A 23,396-nucleotide genomic window follows, 5' to 3' on the forward strand; every position below is an offset into this window, starting at 1 on the left:
CTCGAGAGTGTAAAGTAAACTGTGTCAGGCACCAATAAAAAAGTAGTTTAACACGTTTATTTTAAGATGGCAAACGAAGAAATAGATTACAAGTTGGCAGCCGAGCAATTACGTACAGGCAAGCCTTTATTTGGAAAAGACGGTGCTTTGGCACCGATGTTGGAGCGTATATTGAATGCAGCTCTTGAAGGTGAGATGGATGCTCACCTGAGTGTAGAATCCCGTGAGTCTGGCAATCGGCGTAACGGGAAGATGTCCAAGACAGTTCAGACACAATATGGTGAAGTGACCGTTGAGACTCCCCGTGACCGTGATGGCAGCTTTGATCCCCAGACTGTCCGCAAGCGTGAGACGATTCTTGCAGAAGGGATGGCAGACCAGATTATTGGCATGTATGCTTTTGGTACAAGCACCCGTGAGATTAGCCGCTACTTTGAGCGTGAGTTTAACACCAGACTGTCTGCAGAGACTATCAGTGCGATAACCGACCGTGTTCTGCCTGAGATTAAAGAGTGGAAGTCGCGTAGCCTTGATGCCGTATATGCTATCTGCTGGCTTGACGCCATCCATTACAAGGTCAAGGATGATGCAGGTCGTGCAGTCACTCGTGCCATTTACAATGTTCTGGGCATAAACAAGGAGGGTCATAAAGAGTTACTTGGCATGTACGTCGCAAAGAGCGAAGGAGCCAACTTCTGGCTTGAGGTGCTTACGGACTTGCAGAACCGTGGCGTGGAGGACATTATGATATGCTGTGTGGACGGTCTGAAGGGCTTCCCTGATGCTATCCAAAGCGTATTCCCACATACTGCCGTTCAACTCTGTATAGTGCATCAGATACGCAATTCCATCAAGTATGTTGGCAGCAAGCACCAGAAGGAGTTTCTGAAAGATCTGAAGCGTATCTATGGAGCCGTCAGCAAAGAGGCTGCGGAAACGGAACTTGACAACCTTGAAGCCAAATGGGGCGAACAGTATCCTATCGTCATCAAGTCATGGCGTGACAATTGGGAGCGCTTGGCGGAGTTCTTCCAGTACACCAAGGAAATCCGACGTCTCATATATACGACCAACACCGTCGAAGGCTACCACCGCCAGATACGCAAAGTTACGAAGAACAAGGGCGTATTCCCATCTGATACAGCCTTGGAGAAACTGGTCTATCTGGCATATCGTAATGTCAGCGAAAAGTGGACCATGCCCCTTGCGAACTGGGCACTCATCTCACAACAATTGGCAATAAAATTTGGAGATAGATTTGAAATTATGTAACTTCGCAACCAGAAAGGCTCCTCATTTGGAAAACACGATTAAAAAGCGTGTTCCTCATCTGAGGTTAATATAATAAGGAAAATGACCTTGACACAGTTCTATTTACACTACCATCTGCTCTGAATCATCCCATCCACTTTATATATTTTTTACTCCAAGCATAGCTTTAATCACTTTCTTATAATTATGTCCAAACCTTTTTTTATCTTTCTCTGTCATTTCCAATTCCCATTTATTCATCACAAAATACCGATAGGAAGTACATTGTTTTACTATATCTTGTCCTTTTTTCACATAAGTCTGGTAACTATACAGAAGATTATGGAAATTTCTAAAGTCTTTATACGAATATGATGCAACTAATATCATCATGTCATAATCTACTACCAACAAATCTCCAATTTTATCAATATGCTCTTGTAAAATCTCACTTTCAAGTATTCGCTGGCGCAACTTATGCTGCATTATGTAGTTAATCCCACGCACACCAAATAAACGGCTATTAACAACAATTATTGGATGTACTACTACCTTCCCCCTCCCATAATACTCTTTCCAAGGGGATTTCCCCGTAAAGAAATCCTCCATGTTGGTTACCAATTGTGGCAACCCTTTATTTCCACCAGTTTCACCTTTCTTTTTATTGAGACGATCATCAATAAAATCCATCATTAGATTCATATCTCCCCCATCTGCAACTTTTCTCTGAACCCTTATGTCTTTATATTCAAACATAAACAAATGATGTCGTGTTTTGATAGCAATATCTGGTGCTGATTGTTGTGCCGCAAAACAATGATTATTGTAGATTTGAATACGCTTGTTACCTATCATGTTTTTAACTGACTTATAGAATAGTTTTTTCTCTGAAAACTCTTTTGTCAGCAAGTTCATAAGGGCTTTCTCTGAATGAACCTGTTTTAATTCTTCTTTCACACTCCACCAAAAACTATCGAAGAATAAATGTGCATAGTACGGCTGTGATATTATTAGATATTCCTCTTCTGACATTTTTAGTATGGGGTACTTTCTAAAACATGTATTGTCAAGCAATTCCTGCTCAGTAAAGATTGTACTCATCTTATCCGTATCCCAAATATCAATACATTTGTCTGAAATGTATTTTACAAATTTATTCCATAGTTGCAATGATTTTGTCTGTTCATAATCTTGCTGGCGTATATAATAAAGTCCTTCCTTAAAATTCTCTTTATCATGGTAGACTGCCAGAGGCATTTGCGCCAACAACATATAGCTAAACTCGTTCTGGAATCCATGCTTATTTACCACCCTTCTGATGGCATCGCCCACTTCTTTGTATTCTTTCCCAAATTCGTTCAATGCCAAAAACTTAAAGAGTTGAGCTTTTTCCAGTTCCTTTTTATTTTCTCCAAATTGGTCAATATTCAATATATCCTGTTGCATAATAATCTTTGCATTCCGAATATCCGTATCACCACCTATCTTTGCCAAGATTTCCTTTTCACGTTGCATCTCCATATTGTTCTCTGCCAAAATGGCTTTCAGCAATGCTTCGTATGCCTCAAAACTCTCACCTATACCTTCTCTTTCATTGGGTAACATCAGTATTTTTGTCAGAAGACTAAAAAGTGCATGATGATTAACCAAAGTCAGCCAAGCATTTTTATATTTTTCTTCTTGTGCTTTTAATCGATGGAAAAGTCGTTTGACTTCAGGCTTCCCCCGATAATCTTGAAACATAACCAGTAGCCCATGCTCTGCATTCATTGAGAAACTATCAAAACCATCTACACTTATCATATGAACAACACCTTCAATCAACCACCGTTTGTTGATGCCATTGAGGTACGACACCGATTCTGTAGCATTGTCATCAAACAAATCTGCGTATTCCACCGTCTTTGTGACATAAGAGTGGTTTCCTAGCTGTTTAGGTTGTTTGGTTATTGCGCTCAATACATCTGTTCTCAAGTCTTCGCCGTCCAACCGTTTTTCACCATTCATATACCTACTGAACGACATAGTCTGATTTATAATATTTGTCATCATATCACCAATACGAATTGTCGAGGGATTAAAAGTTGTTTTTTTATAGTAGCTGATAAAGTATTGTAGGAATCCGTATTTCTTAAAGTTGCCTTTATAAAGAGTAAGAGTTCCCAAATCCGTTAATATCAGTGGGCATATTCTATTGTAATCTATTTTCTGACGAATGCACTCTTCACGCATCTTTCTATCTAAATAGTTTTTCCACCCTGCGTCTACCTGTCTTGCATCAGCTAATACCAGAACCATGAATATTCTGCTATCTTTATCTATGTTCTTATCCCAAGCAAATTCTCCTTCCAAAATCCTTTTAGCATTCCTAACAAGCTGTCCTACACCCTTATAACGCCATTTGTTTTTCTTAGTATCCAGATAGCCTACAAAGTCTTTGTCAACTTCATTCAAGAGTAGCTGAATGGTTCCTTCTGCCTTGACCTCTTTGGGTATTTTGACATCCTTACATTCAAACAGTATAACATTCTTTCCGTCTCGAATATAAAAATCTGGAGGAGAACTCAACTTCTTCTCGGGAACTATATTCCTACATTCGTCGTCAGCAAGCGAAAACCATCCATGTGTGTTAGTTACTTCTTTCAGGCAATTTGCTAATATAGTCTTTTCCGAAAACTCTGTTGTAAAAATCGTATTAAACCCCTGCATATTATCAGGGTGCTTACATTTCCACAAATCATTGAATATGAAATATAGCCCATCAAACATCCTATAAATCATAAATGAAACATCTATGACAGCATATTCGTGAGGTACTATCTTAATAAATGGTTTCTCTCTAAAAGTTTGATAGTCCACATTATCTTCTAAGGAGATGACTTCATGAATGTCAATGGAATCTTTACTCACAATCTGCTCTGATAATAGTTCGTCCTCATCCCTAAGTCGTTCAAAGTTGATAACACCGGTTTTATCTCTGGCTAAAGCCAAAATGCTCCAATATGTTCTCAAATAATATTCCCATGATGTAAGACCGTATACTTTTAGAAATTCATCATATAAGTCTTTGAGTTGAGGGTGCTGGGACACAAAATTGAAGAACTTGACAGTTCGGACATTCTGATTCCTCACCAATTCTTTAATATCTGATTCCCGATTTATAAAGTCATTATACGCATACCTTGACATCAAAAGACTGGCTATAAACAGTTCCAAATCATCCTCTTGCTTGTATGGTGGTTCACCTTGATTTCTGTTGAAGGTAATTTCATTGGCTATCAAAAATGCTGTATACAGATTTTTCTCTAGTTGCGCAATGTTATCAGAGCCATCACTTTCCTGCATCGCCATAATGTATTTCAGCAAAAGAAGCGGTGTCTCGCTACCTGTCGCATATTCCATCGGTTGTTGCTTTCTGTCTGTCTCCCGTGTGAAATAGGCTTTATACCTATGGATTACATCAAGTAACTGGTCTAAATTATTGGGACCAAAAAAGAATCTCGGCACATCAATCTGAGTTGTTTTCTCATCTCTAAAATCAGGATTATAGAAAAGTTTACCAACCAACTTATTCTGCATATTCGATACTAACCTGATAGCCCAAATACGCGGTAATCCAGCAAGGAGTTTTTCGAGAGGATACATTTCTCCATTTGGGTACAATTGTTTGTATCCAACAATTCCTGCCAATTTCCCTTCTTTATATATAGCCATATTATCTTTATTGTCGTCTTTTATATTCCGCAGCTGACTTGACACAGCTTCATTAAACTCTGTTTTACCCAGCAAGAATAGAAACACAATCTCTCTTTGCGGAACTTGAAATACTTATTTCTCTTACTATAGTAAATATTCTTTCTTGTTTTAATCCCTTCTCTATTTCAGTACAAAAGGAAGTTCTCTACTAAAAATTTCATTTTTTCAATAAATATCTCATGTATTGATTTTCGACACATACATTCAAATAATAATTTATTTAGCAAAGTTACTCATTCATAACGAGAAAGATGAATAAATTGGCAAGAAAACGCCCCTTGCGAAACATAAAAATGTCGCAAGAGGCGTAATTTGAGAATCAGGGGATATAAAACAGGGCAAACTCTATCTTTCGTCGTTTGACAAGACTTTTGAGGACTTGTCCTTTATAACGGCAGAACACGATAAACTCACGATAGATATTCCTGTCTCCCCGCTCAAGTTTTCTGATGAGTTTGCTTTTGGGATGTCTGCCATATCCGAGCAGCGTTCCCGTTCCCACATTGTATGAGAGAACGGTCAGCAGCAGGGCATCCTTCCCGTATCGGCGGAAAAGGGCGTACCGACCGAGAAGGTCGGAACGCAGCAGGGAGTCCGCCTGCTTTTCCGAGATATTGGGAGACAGCCTTTCTCCACGCAGCAGCCTGTGCCCATACCCTATATAGGGATAGTGGCGGCCGTGCCACCCTTCAAAATACTTGACGCAGAGGACAGCCTTGTCAAACCTTGAAAGCCTCTCCCATGCCGTCTTCTGCGCTTCAGCCGGCAGGAGTACGGCAATGAATGCATACACGCACAGCCATCTGGTCAAAGTCTTTCTCCACATCATCCTTCCCCTTTATTCCCTGCATCGTCCTTCCGGTCCTCCCCGTCATGGTTGAAGTCAAAGACCAGTTGGCAGGAATTGCCGTCCGTTCCCTCTATGACCACGATGAAGTTATGAGCTTCGGCAGAAGCGGAAGTAAAGTACAGTCGGAAAACTTCCTTGGTCAGCGGATAACGGTCGTTGGGCTTGAACACCGTCCCGTCATCCATTCTCAGCATACCCTTACCTTCGTACTGGAAGTAGCGGATGGTATAGCCTGTGTCCTCGTAGTGTCCTTCCCTTTTGAGTTCGCACCGTATCTCGACCGTCTGCCCCTTTGCTATTTTCTTGGGGACGGGCATTGTCTCTACCGTGAACGGGTACGCCTGCTGAATATCCAGCTCGTGATCACAAGCAGATAGGCAAAACATGGCGAGGGTAAGCACTCCCATTACCCAAATCGTATTTAATATTTTTATTTTCATCGTTTGTTACATTTTATCGTTATACATTCAGTCCTGCTTTTGTGAGAGCAGGTAGTCATTCAAATCCTTGTGACCGGCATACAGGGAGGAACGGTCAAAGACCTTCTCCCCGAAATCTTCCCTCAGCCTTTCCAATGTCCTATGTCCCGCATCATCATTGTCGAGATAGCAATCTATCCTTCGATAGCCGCCAAGCACTTTCAGTGCCTTCTCCACATTGGAAACGGAATTAAGGACAAGCCAGTCCGAAGCAATGATGCCGAGTTGCATGGCGGAGAGGTAATCCATAAATCCCTCGAAGACGGCGCACACGTCCGAGCCGTTACGCCTCAGTGATATGTCTTTGGGTGGTATGCAGCCCTTGAAGAAGCGGTTACGAAGCTCCCATCCTCCTGCCTTGTTACGGAACCCGATGGCGTAGTACCGCTTGCCATGTACCCGGTATCGGACCTCCTCGCAGTTGGTTATGGCAATATCGGCAAAAATGCCGCGCTCCCTCAGATACCCCAGCAATTTGCTGTCCTGCAATGGGCGTACCCAAATATCCTCGAAGACGGGTTCTTTCTCTTCATTTCTTTGTGGACGTTCCATTATGGGTAGCGGACACGTTCCGCTCTTTGCGATGAAAGCCGCCCGCAGGAGGAAATCACCGCTTCCGATAAACTCTCCTGCCAAGTCGAAGATGTCGCCGCCTTTTCCCGTCCCAAAATCGAACCAGACATTCTTGGTGGTATCGACCTTGAACGAAGGTGTCCGTTCCGTTCGGTACGGAGCGGAATACCACAGGGCGTTCCCTCTCTGTCTGGCCGGATGAATCCCCATTGCGTTCAGGAAGTCCGCAATGGGAATCTCTCTCATCTGCCGCGCGTCCATCAGTCCAGCATGATTTTCAGTCCGACACCGTATTGCGTATGGAAATGTCCCGTGTGTCCTCCCCACAGGGAACGCTCCCTTAGGCTTGCCGTAAGGGCGATGCGGTCTGAGAGATAGACCTCAGCCTGCAATGTCAATGCGCCGCCGTACACGAAAGCGTCCCTGTCAAGGATGGTCGCACCGTCGGAAAGGAGTTTCCTGCCCCAGTTCACGGTTTCATAGCCGCCCAATGCGGAACAGCCGATGTAGAAGAACACATTCTTCCTGTCATCAGACAGGAACAGGCGGTAATAGCCTCCTTCTGCCGTTACCTGCGCTATGGGCAGGTGTGTCGCCTTATAGGGATGATGCACTTGCAGGTAGTCAGCTCCGAAGGTCCACTTGCTTCCACTTTTGGCATAGGTGGAAAGCGCCGCGCCGAAGGCATATCCGGCCTTGTCGCCTCCCTTTCCATGATAGAAACCGTCAGCCATGTCGGCACGGACTTCAAGGGCTTTCATCCCGGGAAGACATCTCTGCGCGTCTGCCTGCCCTGTCGTGAGGCAGAACAGGACGGTAAGAATAGGAAATAACTTTGTCATCTTCCTGCTATTTGATGGTCAGTTCCTCAATATTGCACGCACGGACAAGGTCTTCGTTCTCTATAGTGAAGGTCTGGTGCCTTCCCCCGTTCTTCTCGCAGAGTTCCACCACGAGGTGCTTGTCGTCAGGAATGGTGAACTTCTGCATCGCAAAGACCGTTCTCTCGCTGGAATATCTAGCGATACTCGTCACGTTGTTCTGTGCCCGCAGGGGAAGTACCACCTGCTCCTGCACGGCCGTGCGCCTGGCCACTTTCCTGTCCACGATTTTCCATGTGATGTAGTCAATGTCAAAGGGGATGCTTCCCATGTTCCTGATTTCCGTATGGAAATAGAGAAGCCCGTTGTGGGCGTAGATGCCCTTGAGACGGAACTGCACGCCGAAACGCCTGCTCCCGATATGCTTCACGAGCCTCCTGTTCTCTTTCCAGATGGACTTCATGATCAGGCGTACCAGTAACGGGCTCTCGCTGCCGAGCTCTCTCAGATAGACCTGCCGGGCATTGTTCGGGCGGTTTACCGCCTCCCCGTCATGGATGAAGTCCTTCATCTCGATGTTCGTCATGAGCGGCTCTTCCGCGTAGCGGACATTGAACGAGTAGAAAGCCCCGTCCTCGGTAATGACGGACATGTTCGTCTCTCCCTTATAGTTCCTCACCGCTGCCTTCACCCGGATGACGTTCCCCGCGTCCTCGGCTTTTCCCGCGATGATGTTGGGAGAGCCCAGATCGACATATCTCACTTCCGAAGGGAAAAGCAGGTGGACGGTCTTCTCATAGGACACTTCCAGCTCGTGTGGCGGTATCATGCGGTCAAAGGGGATTTCCCTTGCCATCCTCACATTGCCGTTTTCCTTTTCCGGCACTTGCGCTTCCACGCCGGCTGCCCCCAGAAGGAGGGCCAGCGCCATTGCCATTTGTTTCATTTTCATCTTGCTGTGATTTTAATTTGTTGGATAAAGTGATGATTGTTTCCTTTCCTGTACCTATTGCGGCTTCTGATAGAGCATGACACGGTAGCCGGCCTTCAGATGCACCCTGACGGTACGCATCTTCTTGGCAATATACTGGCTCGTTCCCTGTATGATGCCTTTCCCCATATCTGATGCAAGCTGTGCCCCCGCATTGGTCGAGATGTTGATGCTGCTTCCGAGCGAGCCGCCCATATTGGCCGCGATTTCCCTTGCCGCATTCTGTTCCATAGAGCCGGGAATGAAAATCCCTGCCTGTCCGTCCGTGTCATAGACGGCAAGCTCCGTCGGGATGACCATGCCCCTGTATTCAAGGGAGGTTATCTGGACAGCAAGCCGCTCTCCCTGTATTCTGGCTGTACCCACGACGACCGAGTTCTTTGGGATAATCCTGTCCCCGACCGCCATCGGTTCAAGCAGCCGGAGTCTGACGGTCTGTCCGTCCGTCACGCTCTGGTCGCCATAGACAGATGCCGCTATGGTGTTCTTGTCCGTAAGAGGCTTTGTGCCCACGGCCGTATGGAAGCCGTAGTTGCGGTCGGATGAATGCTGCTGGATAAACTCCTCGTCAGATACGGGCTGTCCGAGTGCAGAGACGACCTGATGGGCTACCTGCCGCACGGCAGAAACAGTTTTTCCTTTCTTGGATTCCTCCACCGTTGAAGGCTCCGGGGCAACGGCAGGAGGTGTCTGTCCGTTCCCACCGTGTCCCATGTATCTGGCTGCCAGCTGGTAGGACTTCTCCATCAGTGCCACCTGTTCCTCGGTCGAGGACTTGCGGTCTCGCTCGGCCTTCAGCCTTTCCTCCAGTTCACTGACCCTGCCTTTGAGTTCTTCCTTTTCCGCATCCTGCCCGGACCGTTCATAGAAGTTGCCCAAAGTGGCATTGATGTCCTCATAGGCTATCATGGATGAACGGACAGTCCCGTGTCCTGCCCTTCGGTCTGAAACGGGGGATGCCGTACTGCCTCCTTCCCGTGCGGGAGTGAAGTCGTCCGGCGTGCCATCCACCTTCCCCGCGTTGTCTCCGAAGAGCGCGCCGAGGTCATGGAGGGCATCCTCCCGCCGTCTCTGTTTCTGTTCGTCCTCTGCCTTCTCGTAGGCTTTCTTCTTGTCGGCAATGATGTCCGTGCCGTCAGCCGTCGGCATCTCGGTGTTGAACCCCTTGCCTTCCTTTTCCCTGTCCTTGGAAGAGGGCGCAAAGATCAGCCACATGGACCCGATGAAGAGCAGGCCCATCAGCGGATAGGCTATCATCTTCATCCGTTTCTGCCTTTGCGCTTCGGTAAACGGCAGCTTCTCCTTTTCAGGCCGGTCTGCCTGCATTTTCTGTTCTGTCATAGTTCTTGGATTGTTTGATGGTTGTTTTCCTTGGAGAGGAATCGATGATTTCCAGCCTCTCCATGTGTTCGATTCTTAACTGCTCCCTCTCCGTGTAATGGAGCAGGTTATAAAGAGACTTGCCCGCCGTATAGAGTGCAAGGAGGGCGAATAACGCGAGCATGGCCAGTATGATATTCCTCCTTGCCTTCATGGAAAGGCTGTCATGGCAGGCCTTTACCGCTTTAATGGCTTTCTTCCTCAGGTCGTATGCCTTCCAGAAGCCGCGCCACATCTTTTTGCTGATTTCCTTCTTCTTCATAAGCCCTCCTTATCTCTTGACGGTCTGTATGTCCTTGTTTTCAAGGATGTTGAACCCCTCGATGGTAAATCCGTTAGGGTTGTCATCCGACCGTGCGGCATTGAGCAGACGGCACTGCGTGACGAGGCTTCTTTCCGTGATGTTGCTCGTCCTGATGATGAGCTGCCTGCCGTATGTCCTCACATCGTAGGGATATTTGTCAAAGTCGCACACCACGCTGTCCACTTTCAGTGTCTGGTTGATGTTGCCGGCAATGATGCGGTTATAGTATCCTTTCTCGGCAAAGTCCGTGTAATAGTCGTATGCGCTCTTGTCCGCCAGAAGCAGGGCACGCCTGATGTTGTTCTCAATGGCGCTCTTTTCCGGAGAGAGCGTGAAGAACAGCTCGTGAAAGCGCCTGACGTGTTCCCGTGCCTCGGCAGGGCGGTTCTGGGAGAGGTCCTGCGACAGGGCAAGCATCAGGGACTTGCCACCGTCGAGGACATAAATCTTCTCACGCTGCTTCTCCGCGAAGTCGTAGGAACTCCAGAGGGAGTAGCCTACGATTGCCGCGCAGAGAAGGACGAAGATGATGCCGAACAGGCGTATCTGCCTGAATGACGACTCAATATTCTTCAAAGACTTGAATTCCATTTGTTCATTGTAGTTTTATGTTCAACGTTTCAGCAGGTTTCCTGCCGCACCCATGACTTTCGACCCAGCAGCCTTGACAAGATGTCCCGCGCGTCCGGCGATGTTCCCTGCCGCCGCTCCTGCAACACCCGATACGCGCTTGCCGGCTGTCCCCGCGATGTTGTTGATGCTGCGGTTGTAGCTTCCCATGCCTCCGGCCTGTATGATCCATCCCGCCACGGTGGGGATGGTAAAGTATCCCACGATGCCGATGATAAGGAAGACGATGTACACCCCGTTGCTTGCCTCTATGGAGAAGTTCGGGTTGTTCTGGAACTCGGAGATGTCATTCTGGAGCATCAGTATCTGTATCCTCGCGAGGATGGTGCTGAACAGGTCTGAGACGGGCAGCCACAGATAGACCTGTACATACCGACATATCCACTGCGTAAGGGTGGACTGGAAACCATCCCATACGGAAATGGCAAAGGCTACCGGTCCGAGTATCGCCAGCACGACGAGGAAGAAGGTGCGGAGAGTATCGATGATGAGGGCGGAGGCCTCGAACATCAGTTCAAGGATGCTCCTGAAGAAGTCCCTGATCTTCTTTTCCATGTGGTAGGCCCCGCGCTCTACATACATGCCCGTCATCGTCACGAGGTCTTCGGGTGAGAAGCCCAGTTCTTCGAGCTGTCTGTCGAATTCCTCGTTGCTCACGAGATAGGCGGTTTCTGGATTGCGCATCATCGCCTCATATTCCAGTTTGTCCTTCTGCTCCCTGTACTTGTTCATGTCGAAGGTCTGTTCCTGCAACATGCCGTTCGTTCCCCTGACGATAGGACTCATCACGCTGTTGAGCGTGCCCAGCACGATGGAGGGAAAGAACATGATGCACAGGCCGACGGCGAAGGGGCGGAGCATGGGAAACACGTCGATGGGCTCGGCACGGGCAAGCGCCTGCCATACACGGTAAGCCACATAGAAAAGTGCCCCCAGCCCGGCGATGCCCTTGGCAACGCCTGCCATGTCCGCGCAGAGCGGCATCATCTCGTCATAGAGCGACCGCAGCACCTGATGAAGATTCTCGAAGTCCATAGGCTACCAGTATCTTTCGTTCCTGCTTCCATAGAGGGCCATCACACGGTCAAGGTCGTTCTTCTTCCTTGCCCGGAGATAGGAAACGGAAATGTTCTTGTTCGTGTAGTAGCTCACAAGGTTGCGGTAACGCTTCATCCTCGTGTAGCACCTGTCCACCACGTCCATGCGTTCCTTGTCCGTCATGGAGAGCGTGGTGATGTTCACCACGTTCTTGAGTTCCTTGAGCACATCATTGCTTTCTTCGAGCAGTCTGGCATAGCCGAATGCGATGGCGGTGAGTTCCTCCACGGTGAAATGGTCGTCGTGGAGCATCTTCCTGTAACTCCCCACGTAGATGTCGCTGATGTCGCCCACCATCAGGATGGTCTGCTGCACCTTGCGGGCATCCTTGATAAGGTTGTTCACGGATTTCAGGGCATCGTAGTATTTCTTTCCCTGCTCGTAAATCTTGACCGTTTCCTGAAAATTCTTCACCATGTTCTGCGCCGTCGTCGTGGTCTGGGCCACGTTCTTGGTGGTGTTGATGATGCTTTGTGCGATGTTGGACGGGTCTATGACCGTCCACTGCGCGCTCGCCCTGCCTGCGGACATCAGCAGGCACAAGACCGTAAGGATGATTGTCCTTGCTTTCATTCTCTTTTCTGTCATTGTCGTTTCTTTCATTTGATGATTGTTTGTTGTAAGTTTAATGGTTGCTTCTCTTTTCTTCGGCCAGCACCCTGATGGCTTTCTCCATGTCTCCGCCATACCTTTCCGCCATCGCGCGGACTTCCACCTTCTCGGTCTCTTCCGTCGTATAGGCGAAGTATTCCTCAGGACTCACCTCCGTGGCATAGACGGCACTCTGCGTTCCGCCGAGGCCTATCCACACCTCCTTGTAGAGCCTTCCGGGGTGGTTGGCCATATTGATGGACAATATTTGCGACTTCTCCTTGTCCGTCAGTCCCAGGAGCGACTGAATCTGGTCGAACTTGTTCATGTACTTGCGCTGGTCAAGCAGGATCTTGCAGTCGGAGTTGTTGATGATGGACTCCTTCACTACGGGGGAGGAGATGATGTCGTCCACCTCCTGTGTCACGACGATGGCCTCCCCGAAATACTTTCTCACGGTCTTGTACATGTAGCGGAGGTATTCCGCCATGTTGGCCGAGGAGAGGGCTTTCCATGCCTCTTCCACGATGAGCTGCTTTCTCACCCCTTTCAGGCGGCGCATCTTGTTGATGAACGCCTCCATGATGATGATGGTCACGACAGGGAACAGTTCCCTGTTCTCTTTCACGGCATCAATCTCGAAGACGATGAAACGCTTTGACAGCAGGTCTATGTTCTCACGGGAGTTCAGCAGGAAGTCATAGCGGCCGCCCCTGTAATACTGGCGGAGCGTCGTGAGGAAATTGTCGATGTTGAAATCCTCCTTACCGACCTTGATGTCCCGTTCTTCAAGTTCCCTGCGGTACACGTCACGCATGTATTCATAGAAGGTGTCGAAGCAGGGAGTGATGCTCCTGTCCGAGCGGATCAGCCCGACATAGGCATTCACCGCGCTTCCGAGTTCTCCGGATTCCGTCTTGGTGATTTCCTGCGACTCGCTTTTCCACAGCGTGAGCAGCAGGGTCTTGATGCTGTCCTTCTTCTCCACGTCAAATACATAATCGTCGGTATAGAAAGGATTGAACGAGATGGGATGCTCTTCCGTGTAGGTGTAGTAGATGCCGTCCCTGCCTCCCGTCTTGCGGCGTATCATCTCACAGAGTCCCTGATAGGAGTTTCCCGTGTCCACGAGGACTATGTGCGTGCCCTGCTCGTAATACTGCCTGACGAGGTGGTTCATGAAGAAGGACTTGCCGCTGCCCGAAGGCCCCAGTACGAACTTGTTGCGGTTGGTGATGATGCCTTGCTTCATCGGCAGGTCGGAGATGTCAAGGTGCAGGGGCTTGCCCGTGAGCCTGTCCACCATCTTTATGCCGAAGGGCGACGGGGAACTGCGGTAGTTGGTCTCTTCCGTGAAAAGGCACACCGCCTGCTCGGTGAAGGTATAGAAACTTTCCTCAGCGGGAAAGTCCGCGCCGTTGCCGGGCATGGCTGCCCAGAACAGGGTCGGACAGTCCACCGTGTTATGGCGGGGCATACAGCCCATAGACGCCAGCTGGCTTCCCACGTCATTCTTAATCCTGCGCAGTTCCTCCCTGTCGTCGCTCCACGCCATTACGTTGCAGTGCGCCCTCACGGAGGTAAGCCCGAAGGAGTGGGCCTCATTGAGGTATTGCTCTATCCATTCGCTGTTGATGGCATTGCTCCGGCTGTACCGTGAGAGCGACTGCATGTTGCGGGAGGTCTTCTCGAACTTCCGGAGGTTTTCCTCGCTGTTGTCAAGAAAGATGTACTGGTTGTAGATGTGGTTGCACGAAAGCAGCAACCCTACGGGTGAGGCAAAGCTCAGACGGCAGTCGGAGCGGTCGGTCGACAGGCGCTCATAGCGGATGTCCGTCATCACGCGCTGTGGCATGTCCTCCGCATGGGAGAGCGTATGCAGGCAGAGACGGTTGTCGCCGACCTTCATTTCTGAGGGTGAGAGGTCGATGTCCTGAAGGCAGCCCTCGTCCTCTGTCATGAGTGAGAGGTAGCGCTCGATGATGCCGGACTTTGGGGCAGTCCCCACGATTTCCTCATCGGAAAGCCGCCTGAGGGTGATGAAGCCCGAATCGTTCATGATACGCTCGAACTGTTCCGTCGCCTCCAAAAATTTCGCGGCGGTCTCGGCATTGAGTTCCTTCGGGATGATATGTCCACGGCAAAGCGTGGAGAAATTGCTCTGCATCCTGTTTCTCTCCTTGGTCGTCTTGGTCAGGTAGAGGTAGCAGGTGTGGTTCAGATAGGGCCGCTCCGCAAAATGCCGCTCGAAACTCCGTGATAGAAAGCTCATGTCCGCCTTGTCCGTCCGGGGACTGTATTTTTCCTTGATGAACCAGTCCTGCTTGTGGATGACGCTGTAGTCGGGCAGCACCCTGATTGCCTTGCACCATGCGGCATGCAGTGCCTCGTATTCCTGTGCCGTCACCGTATAGAGTTCCGGCAGGCTCACCTCGAAGCAGACGGTGAGGTCGGCATTCTTCGACACGATGCAGCCCTGCTCAACGGCAAGCAGGGGCAGCTTGTTCTCTATGGTCGTGGCTTTAAGTATGTTCCTCATTTCTTTTCTTCTTTACCTTGTTCTTGATAATCAGGGAAACGGGTTTCCGGTTGAGCAGGTAGCGGGGTCTGCCGCGGGCGGCTCCCAATTTCATGAGTCCGTGCTCCCCATAGCGGCTGTTCAGGGTGAAGGTTCCCCATACGAGTATGGAGGACGACACGATGCCGAAAGCGATGCACACCAGTTGGTCTGTGCCTGCCATATAGAGAATCACGAAGATGACGAAGAGCGCGAGAAGCCCGCCGGCAAAGATGAACAGGTACTGCGCCTTCAGCCCCTTGAACTCAACCGAAGATCCAATCCCCTTGTTGATTGAATATTCTGCCATACTGTAGCGGATTAGAGGAAGAAGGAACGCAGAATGGTTGCGGCCACGATGAGGAAGATACACGCACCGAACCAGCTTGCCGCCGTCTTGGAGGTATCGGGGTCGCCGGAGGAGAATTTCCCATAGACCTTTACGCCTCCGATGAGACCGACGACGGCACCAATGGCATAAATCAGCTTCGTGCCGGGATCGAAATAACTGCTGACCATTTGGGTGGCCTCGTTGATACCAGCCAGGCCGTTACCCTGTGCGGACGCGCCTGTTACCCCAAGGAGCATGAGGGCAGCCATGAGGCACTTTACTTGTTTTTCTCTTTTCATGTTTGCTTGCATTGATTGTTGTCTGGATTTGCCGGAAGGGACTTTCTGCTGTAACCCTTTGCCGGCGGTGAATACTTTTTTAAGTGGAGATAGTGGTGTGAGTCCATCCCCCGGCTTATCCGTAGTCCCTTTCTTTCATTGTCGTTTGTTTTGACGGTTATACATATTTCCTCACATCGAAGTCCTCAATGCTGTCCGGAAGGCTGAAAGCCTTGCGGGCTGCTGCTTTTGACTCAAGGGCGGAGAGGTGCATGTCCATGACCTGACGGACTCGCGTGCCGACGGACTCGTAGCTGCTGACGATGCTGTCATACAGCTCGCTGGTCTCTATCCGGGTAAACACCTTGCCCGCATGGAGGTTGTCCTCGTCGCTTGCACTGTCTTTCCTTACCGTGGCCACGGCCTTGTCGATGTCCTCAAAGCCCGTTCCCTGTGCCATCGGCTCGTCCTCCCTGCTTTCTTCCCATCTGTCCCTGCCGTCCGCATCCTCGATTCTCATATCGGTGAAGACCTCGTCAAGACGGTCGGCAGGAACCTGCATGGGTGACTTCTGCGGGATTTCGTCGGCAAAGGTAGTGTCTGAAATGCTCACTTCCTCCGTTTCGTCGGAAGTGGCAGCATGTGGCGCCGGAATGGCAGCTTGTGCCTCTTTCCCTGCCCTTGGACTGAACATGCGGAAGCGGCTTTTGCCAATGATGTCATCCATGCTTGCATGATGGTCCGGCGATGGTTCTGCCTGCCGTTTTCCACGGCCATCTTTCTTTTCCCTGCCGGAGGAAAGGAGGTGTAGCAGCCATGCGTTGCAGGCAAGAAGGCAGATAATCAGTAATGTTTCCATAGGATAACTTATTTTTTGTAAAAGGTGTTTCCTGCATTGTAAAACGGAGTGGCTGTCTACAATCCGAATGACTTGAGATGGTCGTTGAAAGTCTCATTGATTTCCTGTGCAAACATGGAAAAATGATATGCCAGCACGTTGTCGAGGTAACTGGCTATGGAAAGCTCGTTCTGCCCGACAACATGGATGATTTTCTGGATACGGTCGTGATACTCCTTGCGGATATATACCTGTTTCCCCTGTCGGGCCGTGATGGAGGTCTCGCGCACGAAAGTGCTTTCATAGTCGGGCTTGGCGACTTTACGCCTTCTTTCCGTATCTTCTCTTACCGGCTCCTTTACTGTTTGCTCCACCATGTCGGGAGGTTCCGGCCCCTCCCTTTGAGTGTCTTCAGGATGCTCGCTGATTATCCTCGCACTGGGGGGAATGCTCCTGTCATCCTTGCGGAAGGCATTGATGATGAAGGAACTGTCTATCTCGTCTGCTCTTGTTTTCTTTGCCATAGCTGCATTATGATTGGATGAGTTCAAGGATTTCCTCCACGAGGCTGTCAATGTTGCTTCCCCTGATGAGTGACTTGTCCGGAGGGAGGGTCGTCGAGCGGAACACGCTTGCCCGATCCGTCTCCACTTCCTTGCGGAAACGCTTGCTGTCCGGAATGAATGTTTTCAGGATATGAAGGCCGCATTGGGCGCAGACCTTTTCATAGATTTCATAGAGGGAGGTCTTCTCCCTGCCGTCCACCATGTTCCACAGCAGATAGAGGGCCTTGATATGGGATTTGCCCGACAGGATGAGCTGCTCATTGATGACCGTGGCGAAAGTGATGGAACTCTCCATCACCACACGGTCTGCGGTGATGGGTGTGAAAATGTAGTCCATCCGGGCGATGGTGTCGATCACATCCTTGTTGTTCACCGTACCGGGAAAGTCAAAGAAAAGGAAGTCAAGGTCTCCGTAATCACGGCTGAGCGTTTTTGCCGTCGGGATGGCATTGACCGGCAGGCAGCACTCTACGGGATAGAAATTGCGTTTCATCCTCTTGAGCAGTTCAAAGGTCTGCACCTTGTAATAATCGTTCCTGACGGCTGCATCCAGCTCACGCTTGCGCATGTCATGGATGCTGTACTGGGGGAAGTCGCAGTCGATGATGCCGACATTGTACCCCTTTACATATTGCAGGTAACTGGCGGTGAGCACCGTGAGCGTCGTCTTGCCCGCTCCCCCTTTTTGGGTGGAGAAGGCCACATACTTGGGTTTGTTCATACTTGAAGTTGTTTATAGGTTTATAAATTCGTGCATACATACCCACTGGTAGAAAGTTCCCGTGCCGGCCGTGCGTACTGCTGTCATTACATTCATACGGCATTCATGATGGCGTATGAACGCAGGTGGGCGTGATGTTCCTCCCCGATAGCATAAGGCCTTGCGCAAATAACAGTGCCAGCCGTACAGGCAGGGGAATGGATATATCCACAGGCTGACAGATGAACGGCTGTTGGTACACCTGCTTACAGGAATGTCTGCCTGATGGCATTTGCAAAAGAATGACTTTTCCTCCATACTGCCGCCAGATTCGGCAAAGGTGGAAGCATGTGGCACGGAAGTGGTAGCAAGTGGCATTTTCCAAAGCGTTTCCGACTGCCGTTTAACCCGTAATTTTGCACCCACAGGGCAGAATGGTCTCTGTCGGCTTTCCGACCTGCTGCGTCAAGGGTCTGTCCCAATCCGTCCGAAGGCGGATTCTTGTGTCCTCAAAGACACAGCAAGATGTCTTTTCAGCCGCTCAAAATGATTTAAGCATCCCTGAAAAGTATCTTGCCCTTGCAGGGGGCGGGCTTTCCCTCCGAAGTCGGGAGCCCATGAGACAAGCCCGCAGGCTGACAGAAACAGTCCATGCTGCCATATCACCACTAAATCCGTTATAAAAATGAATGAGACAAAGAGAAAAATGGGAAGACATCCCAAGAAAGACCCGGCGGTATTCCGTTATACCGTCCGTTTCAATGCGGAGGAACACATCCGTTTCCTTGCCATGTTTGACAAGGCAGGGGCTACGACACGCTCCGTTTTCATCAAGCAGCAGTTCTTCGGACAGCCTTTCAGGGTGCTCGTGGAGGACAGGAGCCTGTTGGAATACTATCAGAAACTGTCCTCCTTCCACTCGCAATACCGTGCGGTGGGCAACAATTACAACCAGATAGTGAAGGAATTAAGGGTGCATTTCTCCGAGAAAAAGGCGATGGCACTGCTGTATAAACTGGAGAAATGCACGCAGGAACTGATACGGATTACACAGGAAATCGTTATCCTGACCCAAGAATTTGAACGAAAATGGTCACAAAGATAAGCATGGGAAGTTCCCTTTACGGGGCGCTTGCCTACAACGCGCAGAAGATAAACGAGGGACAAGGCAAGCTGCTTGCCACGAACAAGGTGTTCGATTCCTGCACGGGAAAGATAGACCTTGCGCGCGCTTTCAACGACTTCATGGTCTATCTGCCCGAAGGCATCCGGACTGAGAAGCCAGTCCTGCACATATCCCTCAATCCGCATCCCGACGACAGGCTTACGGATATGGAGATGGAGAATATAGCAAGGGACTATCTGGACCGTCTGGGGTATGGCAGCCAGCCCTACATGATCTTCAAGCATGAGGACATAGACCGCCACCACCTGCATATCGTCACGCTCAATGTGGACGAAAGAGGCAAGCGGCTCAATCAGGACTTTCTCTTCAGGAGGAGCGAGAGAATCAGGAAGGAACTCGAAAAGCAGTATGGACTGAAGCCTGCCCAGAAAAAGAAAGGAGAAGTGCAGCAGGTAGCACGCAAGGTGGATATAGGCAAGGGCGATGTCAAAAAGCAGGTCGGCAATGCCGTCAAGGCACTGGCCCCCAAATACCGTTTCCAGTCCTTCGGAGAATATCGTGCCTTGCTTTCATTATACCATATAAGTGTCGAGGAAGTGCGGGGAGAGGTCAAGGGGCGTGAATATCACGGACTGGTCTATTCGGCAACGGACGACAAGGGAAACAAGGTTGGCAATCCTTTTAAGTCCTCGCTCTTCGGCAAGGCGGCAGGACACACCGCCATCGAAAGGCATTTTGAAATTTCCAAGAAACAGATTGCCGAAGGCAAGTTTACCAATCCGACGAAGCGGGCAGTGCTTGCAGCACTTGCCCGTACTTACCACAAGGACAGGTTTGTGGACTTGCTCAAGGAGAAAGGCATTGACACCGTATTCCGCCTGACGGAAGAAGGGCGTATCTACGGTGCGACCTTCATTGACCATCGCACCGGCTGTGTCCTCAACGGCTCACGCATGGGAAAGGAACTTTCTGCCAATGCCTTGCAGGAACACTTCACGCTCCCATATGCAGACAAGAAACCCATACCGATGGCTGTCCGTACAGAAGAAACCTCGTCTCAACAGCAGACCGTTTCCGACGGACATGAGCATTTGCCCGACGGATTGGGACTGTTGATGCCCACCAGTCCAGTAATTGACGCGGAGGAAGAAGCGTTCATCCGTGCTATGCGAAAACGGAAGAAGAAAGGCAAGGGGCGTTCATTGTAACAGAAGAAAGAATATCAAACAATAAGCAAAATGCAACAGGAAGACGATTTGAGGGCACTGGCGAAAATCATGGATTTTCTGCGTGCCGTAAGTATTATTTTAGTGGTGATGAATGTCTATTGGTACTGCTATGATGCCATCCGACAGTGGGGCTTCAATATCGGTGTCGTGGACAGAATACTGGTGAACTTCCAGCGGACGGCGGGGCTGTTCGGCTCCATCCTCTATACCAAACTCTTTTCCGCCTTGCTTCTGGCACTCTCATGCCTCGGAACCAAAGGAGTAAAGGGAGAGCAGATTACTTGGGGCAGGATATGGACGGTGCTTGCCATCGGCTTTGTGCTGTTCTTTCTCAACTGGTGGATATTGTACCTGCCCCTTCCTTTCATGGCCAACGCAGTCCTGTATATCTTGGCCCTGTCCGCCGGCTATGTGTGCCTGCTGATGGCAGGACTGTGGATGAGCCGTCTTCTGAAGCACAATCTGATGGACGATGTGTTCAATACGGAGAATGAGAGTTTCATGCAGGAAACACAGCTCTTGGAGAATGAATATTCCGTCAATCTGCCCACGCGCTTCTATTACCGCAGGAAATGGAACAAAGGCTGGATCAACGTGGTCAATCCGTTCCGGGCCACCATCGTACTCGGCACGCCGGGCAGCGGAAAGTCATACGCCGTGGTCAATTCCTTCATCAGGCAGCAGATAGAGAAAGGCTACTCGATGTATGTCTATGACTTCAAGTTTCCCGACCTCACGATGATTGCCTATAACCATTTACTCAATCACTTAGGGGGATATAGGGTGAAACCGAAGTTCTATGTCATCAACTTCGACGACCCTCGCCGCAGCCACCGCTGCAATCCCATCCACCCGGACTTTATGACGGACATCTCCGATGCCTACGAGAGTGCCTACACCATCATGCTCAACCTCAACAAGACATGGGTGCAGAAACAGGGTGACTTCTTCGTGGAAAGCCCGATTATCCTCTTTGCTGCCATCATCTGGTTCCTGCGCATCTATCAGGACGGCAGGTATTGCACCTTCCCGCACGCCATCGAACTGCTCAACCGCAGGTACGAAGATGTGTTTCCTATCCTGACGAGTTATCCCGAACTGGAGAACTATCTCTCTCCCTTCATGGACGCATGGCAAGGCGGAGCGATGGAGCAGTTGCAGGGACAGATTGCCAGTGCCAAGATACCATTGTCGAGGATGATTTCACCGCAGCTCTATTGGGTGATGTCGGACAGCGAGTTCACGCTTGACATCAACAACCCCGAGGAGCCGAAGATTCTCTGTGTGGGCAACAACCCCGACCGGCAGAATATCTACGGGGCGGCACTCGGCCTGTATAACAGCCGCATCGTAAAGCTCATCAACAAGAAAGGGATGCTCAAGTCGTCCGTCATCATCGACGAGCTGCCCACCATCTATTTCAAGGGCCTTGACAATCTCATCGCCACCGCCCGAAGCAACAAGGTGGCCGTGTGTCTGGGCTTTCAGGACTTCTCGCAGCTGGTGCGCGACTATGGCGACAAGGAGGCAAAGGTGGTGATGAACACGGTGGGCAATATCTTTTCAGGGCAGGTTGTCGGTGAGACGGCCAAGACGCTTTCAGAGCGGTTTGGCAAGGTGTTGCAGAAACGGCAGTCGCTGTCCATCAACCGGCAGGACGTGTCTACCTCCATCAACACGCAGATGGACAGCCTTATACCGCCCAGCAAGATTTCAGGGCTCACGCAGGGAATGTTCGTAGGGGCCGTGTCGGACAACTTCGACGAGCGCATCGAGCAGAAGATTTTCCATGCCGAGATTGTCATCGACAGTGCCAAGGTTTCAGAAGAGATGGGGAGGTACAGGCCCATCCCGGTCATCACCGACTTTACCGATGCCGACGGCAGGGACTGCATGAAGGAGATGATACAGGAGAACTACAACCGCATCAAGGCAGAGGTGCGGCAGATTGTCAGTGACGAGTTGAAAAGGATTTCCAGCGATGAGAAATTGAAGCATTTGCTGCGTGGTGAATGACTGGCATCACATCGTCCGTAGCCGGTAAAATAAAAAATACCGAATGTTATCTTTTAATTTGAGAATAAATGCTAACTTTGCAAAATCATCGGAAATAATTAGATATGAATTGTAAGAATCATCCGGAAAGGCCCGCGGTATCCGTTTGTCCTGAGTGTGGGCATGGGCTCTGTACAGAATGTTCTAATAGCAGGGGAAGCCTGCTTTGTGCTGATTGCAGGAAGACGAAGAAGGCGGAAAACATTGCCAGTTCAATCGGCTATCTGGTCGTGTTTGCCGTCCTGTTCTTCGTCGGATACAAACTTGATTTCCTGCCGTCGAAGTCAGGAGGGGACCAGTCTTTTCTGAGCGGTTACATTTTGGTGGCCTTGGTTACCGGGTGGCAGGTCTTTAATTCTCTTTTGCGCAACACGGTGTTTGTCTTCAGTGCAGATACGGCATGGTTGTATATGCTGTTGAAGTTGATTGTGTATATTGTTACAGGATTTTTCCTTGCACCTGTGGTTATAGCGTGGAACATCGTCAAAGTGTTTTATCACAGTTTGACATATACAAGTATAAGATAGGCAGAGAAATAGAGCCATTCAGAAACCTATTCATGGCACAGGAATAGTCCTGTTGCATGCGCTGCTTGATACCCTCATAACAAAGAACGGATGCTTTTGCATGGTATGCTGCTTTATATCACAATACGTCCTATTATCTGTTGAGTAATGATGTGTAATGATTTTCGAGCAAAACTTTGGATTACTCGCCTCCCTTGGCATCAGCAATCGATAATATGAAGGTGTTGGTTGCAGGAAGCGCCCCCAACCTCCAGAATGTCTATTCGGCAATACTCCGTTGTATAACAGTCGTATCGTGAAACATTAGTAGCGTTGTTTGCCATTGCAATTCTTCCCACTTTTAACGATTGACTCAGATTACAATAGGGACATAAAAACTTAACTCCCTATCTGGAGCATGAAGTTCCAAAATTATCTCGTTGCTTCTTTTGCTTATTCTGTAATTGCGAAAATAATGCGAAGGCA

The 23,396-nt window shown here is 49.4% G+C and carries 22 protein-coding genes; 5 read left to right on the plus strand and 17 right to left on the minus strand.

Annotated elements, in window-relative coordinates:
• Positions 1-66 precede the first annotated feature (66 nt).
• Positions 67-1,272, plus strand: a complete 1,206-nt coding sequence (locus tag BMW31_RS03405) for an IS256 family transposase (RefSeq protein WP_091821058.1) — start codon at positions 67-69, stop codon at positions 1,270-1,272.
• Between the two features lie 138 nt (positions 1,273-1,410).
• On the opposite strand, the gene BMW31_RS03410 is transcribed toward BMW31_RS03405, so the two are convergent.
• The 17 genes from BMW31_RS03410 to BMW31_RS03490 form a co-directional block, all read right to left on the minus strand.
• Positions 1,411-4,965, minus strand: coding sequence for a hypothetical protein (locus BMW31_RS03410; protein WP_143049140.1), 3,555 nt, complete (start codon positions 4,963-4,965; stop codon positions 1,411-1,413).
• A 361-nt stretch (positions 4,966-5,326) separates the two neighbouring features.
• The gene (locus tag BMW31_RS03415) at positions 5,327-5,836 is read right to left on the minus strand and encodes a glycoside hydrolase family protein (RefSeq protein ID WP_255404802.1); all 510 of its coding nucleotides are present in this window, start codon (positions 5,834-5,836) and stop codon (positions 5,327-5,329) included.
• On the minus strand, positions 5,833-6,297 hold the full coding sequence (locus tag BMW31_RS03420; protein ID WP_091821062.1) for a DUF3872 domain-containing protein: 465 nt from the start codon (positions 6,295-6,297) through the stop codon (positions 5,833-5,835). Before BMW31_RS03420 ends, BMW31_RS03415 begins: the two co-directional genes overlap by 4 nt.
• A 27-nt stretch (positions 6,298-6,324) precedes the next feature.
• Positions 6,325-7,170 (minus strand): toprim domain-containing protein, encoded by an 846-nt coding sequence (locus BMW31_RS03425; protein WP_091821064.1) that lies wholly within the window; start codon positions 7,168-7,170, stop codon positions 6,325-6,327.
• Positions 7,170-7,751, minus strand: a complete 582-nt coding sequence (locus BMW31_RS03430) for a conjugal transfer protein TraO (RefSeq protein ID WP_091821066.1) — start codon at positions 7,749-7,751, stop codon at positions 7,170-7,172. The genes BMW31_RS03425 and BMW31_RS03430 overlap by 1 nt, the downstream gene beginning before the upstream one ends.
• 7 nt (positions 7,752-7,758) lie before the next feature.
• Complete coding sequence (traN, locus tag BMW31_RS03435; protein WP_091821423.1) at positions 7,759-8,676, minus strand: conjugative transposon protein TraN; 918 nt, start codon at positions 8,674-8,676, stop codon at positions 7,759-7,761.
• A 60-nt stretch (positions 8,677-8,736) separates the two neighbouring features.
• A complete protein-coding gene (traM, locus tag BMW31_RS03440; protein WP_091821068.1) occupies positions 8,737-10,062 on the minus strand; it encodes a conjugative transposon protein TraM in 1,326 nt (441 codons plus the stop codon).
• Complete coding sequence (locus BMW31_RS03445) at positions 10,028-10,363, minus strand: TraL conjugative transposon family protein (protein WP_091821070.1); 336 nt, start codon at positions 10,361-10,363, stop codon at positions 10,028-10,030. Before BMW31_RS03445 ends, traM begins: the two co-directional genes overlap by 35 nt.
• A gap of 9 nt (positions 10,364-10,372) precedes the next feature.
• Positions 10,373-10,996 (minus strand): conjugative transposon protein TraK, encoded by a 624-nt coding sequence (gene traK / locus BMW31_RS03450; RefSeq protein WP_091821072.1) that lies wholly within the window; start codon positions 10,994-10,996, stop codon positions 10,373-10,375.
• Positions 10,997-11,017: 21 nt separating this feature from the next.
• Positions 11,018-12,070 carry a conjugative transposon protein TraJ gene (gene traJ, locus BMW31_RS03455; protein ID WP_091821074.1) on the minus strand — a complete coding sequence of 351 codons (1,053 nt, stop codon included), beginning with the start codon at positions 12,068-12,070 and terminating at the stop codon, positions 11,018-11,020.
• A gap of 3 nt (positions 12,071-12,073) precedes the next feature.
• Positions 12,074-12,706 carry a DUF4141 domain-containing protein gene (locus BMW31_RS03460; RefSeq protein ID WP_091821426.1) on the minus strand — a complete coding sequence of 211 codons (633 nt, stop codon included), beginning with the start codon at positions 12,704-12,706 and terminating at the stop codon, positions 12,074-12,076.
• A gap of 52 nt (positions 12,707-12,758) precedes the next feature.
• Positions 12,759-15,263: a TraG family conjugative transposon ATPase gene (locus BMW31_RS03465; protein ID WP_091821076.1), complete on the minus strand. Its 2,505-nt coding sequence runs from the start codon at positions 15,261-15,263 to the stop codon at positions 12,759-12,761.
• Entirely contained in the window at positions 15,247-15,591 is a 345-nt protein-coding gene (locus BMW31_RS03470; protein WP_091821078.1) for a DUF4133 domain-containing protein, read from the minus strand. Before BMW31_RS03470 ends, BMW31_RS03465 begins: the two co-directional genes overlap by 17 nt.
• An 11-nt stretch (positions 15,592-15,602) precedes the next feature.
• The gene (locus tag BMW31_RS03475) at positions 15,603-15,881 is read right to left on the minus strand and encodes a DUF4134 domain-containing protein (RefSeq protein WP_255404812.1); all 279 of its coding nucleotides are present in this window, start codon (positions 15,879-15,881) and stop codon (positions 15,603-15,605) included.
• Between the two features lie 187 nt (positions 15,882-16,068).
• Positions 16,069-16,749 (minus strand): hypothetical protein, encoded by a 681-nt coding sequence (locus tag BMW31_RS03480; RefSeq protein WP_091821082.1) that lies wholly within the window; start codon positions 16,747-16,749, stop codon positions 16,069-16,071.
• A gap of 56 nt (positions 16,750-16,805) precedes the next feature.
• Complete coding sequence (locus BMW31_RS03485; RefSeq protein ID WP_091821084.1) at positions 16,806-17,252, minus strand: DUF3408 domain-containing protein; 447 nt, start codon at positions 17,250-17,252, stop codon at positions 16,806-16,808.
• Positions 17,253-17,259: 7 nt separating this feature from the next.
• Positions 17,260-18,015, minus strand: a complete 756-nt coding sequence (locus BMW31_RS03490) for a ParA family protein (RefSeq protein WP_091821086.1) — start codon at positions 18,013-18,015, stop codon at positions 17,260-17,262.
• 664 nt (positions 18,016-18,679) lie between these two features.
• Between BMW31_RS03490 and mobA the strand changes: the two genes are divergently transcribed.
• The 4 genes from mobA to BMW31_RS03515 all read left to right on the plus strand — a co-directional run bounded on the left by mobA (position 18,680) and on the right by BMW31_RS03515 (position 22,931).
• Entirely contained in the window at positions 18,680-19,099 is a 420-nt protein-coding gene (gene mobA, locus BMW31_RS03500) for a conjugal transfer protein MobA (RefSeq protein ID WP_091821090.1), read from the plus strand.
• Complete coding sequence (gene mobB / locus BMW31_RS03505; RefSeq protein ID WP_091821092.1) at positions 19,084-20,328, plus strand: conjugal transfer protein MobB; 1,245 nt, start codon at positions 19,084-19,086, stop codon at positions 20,326-20,328. Before mobA ends, mobB begins: the two co-directional genes overlap by 16 nt.
• A gap of 30 nt (positions 20,329-20,358) precedes the next feature.
• Positions 20,359-22,365, plus strand: coding sequence for a conjugal transfer protein MobC (gene mobC, locus BMW31_RS03510; RefSeq protein ID WP_091821094.1), 2,007 nt, complete (start codon positions 20,359-20,361; stop codon positions 22,363-22,365).
• A 104-nt stretch (positions 22,366-22,469) separates the two neighbouring features.
• A complete protein-coding gene (locus BMW31_RS03515; RefSeq protein ID WP_091821095.1) occupies positions 22,470-22,931 on the plus strand; it encodes a B-box zinc finger protein in 462 nt (153 codons plus the stop codon).
• Positions 22,932-23,396: the final 465 nt, after the last annotated feature.

The sequence above is a fragment of the Prevotella sp. kh1p2 genome (assembly GCF_900111525.1).
Taxonomy (GTDB): Bacteria; Bacteroidota; Bacteroidia; order Bacteroidales; family Bacteroidaceae; genus Prevotella.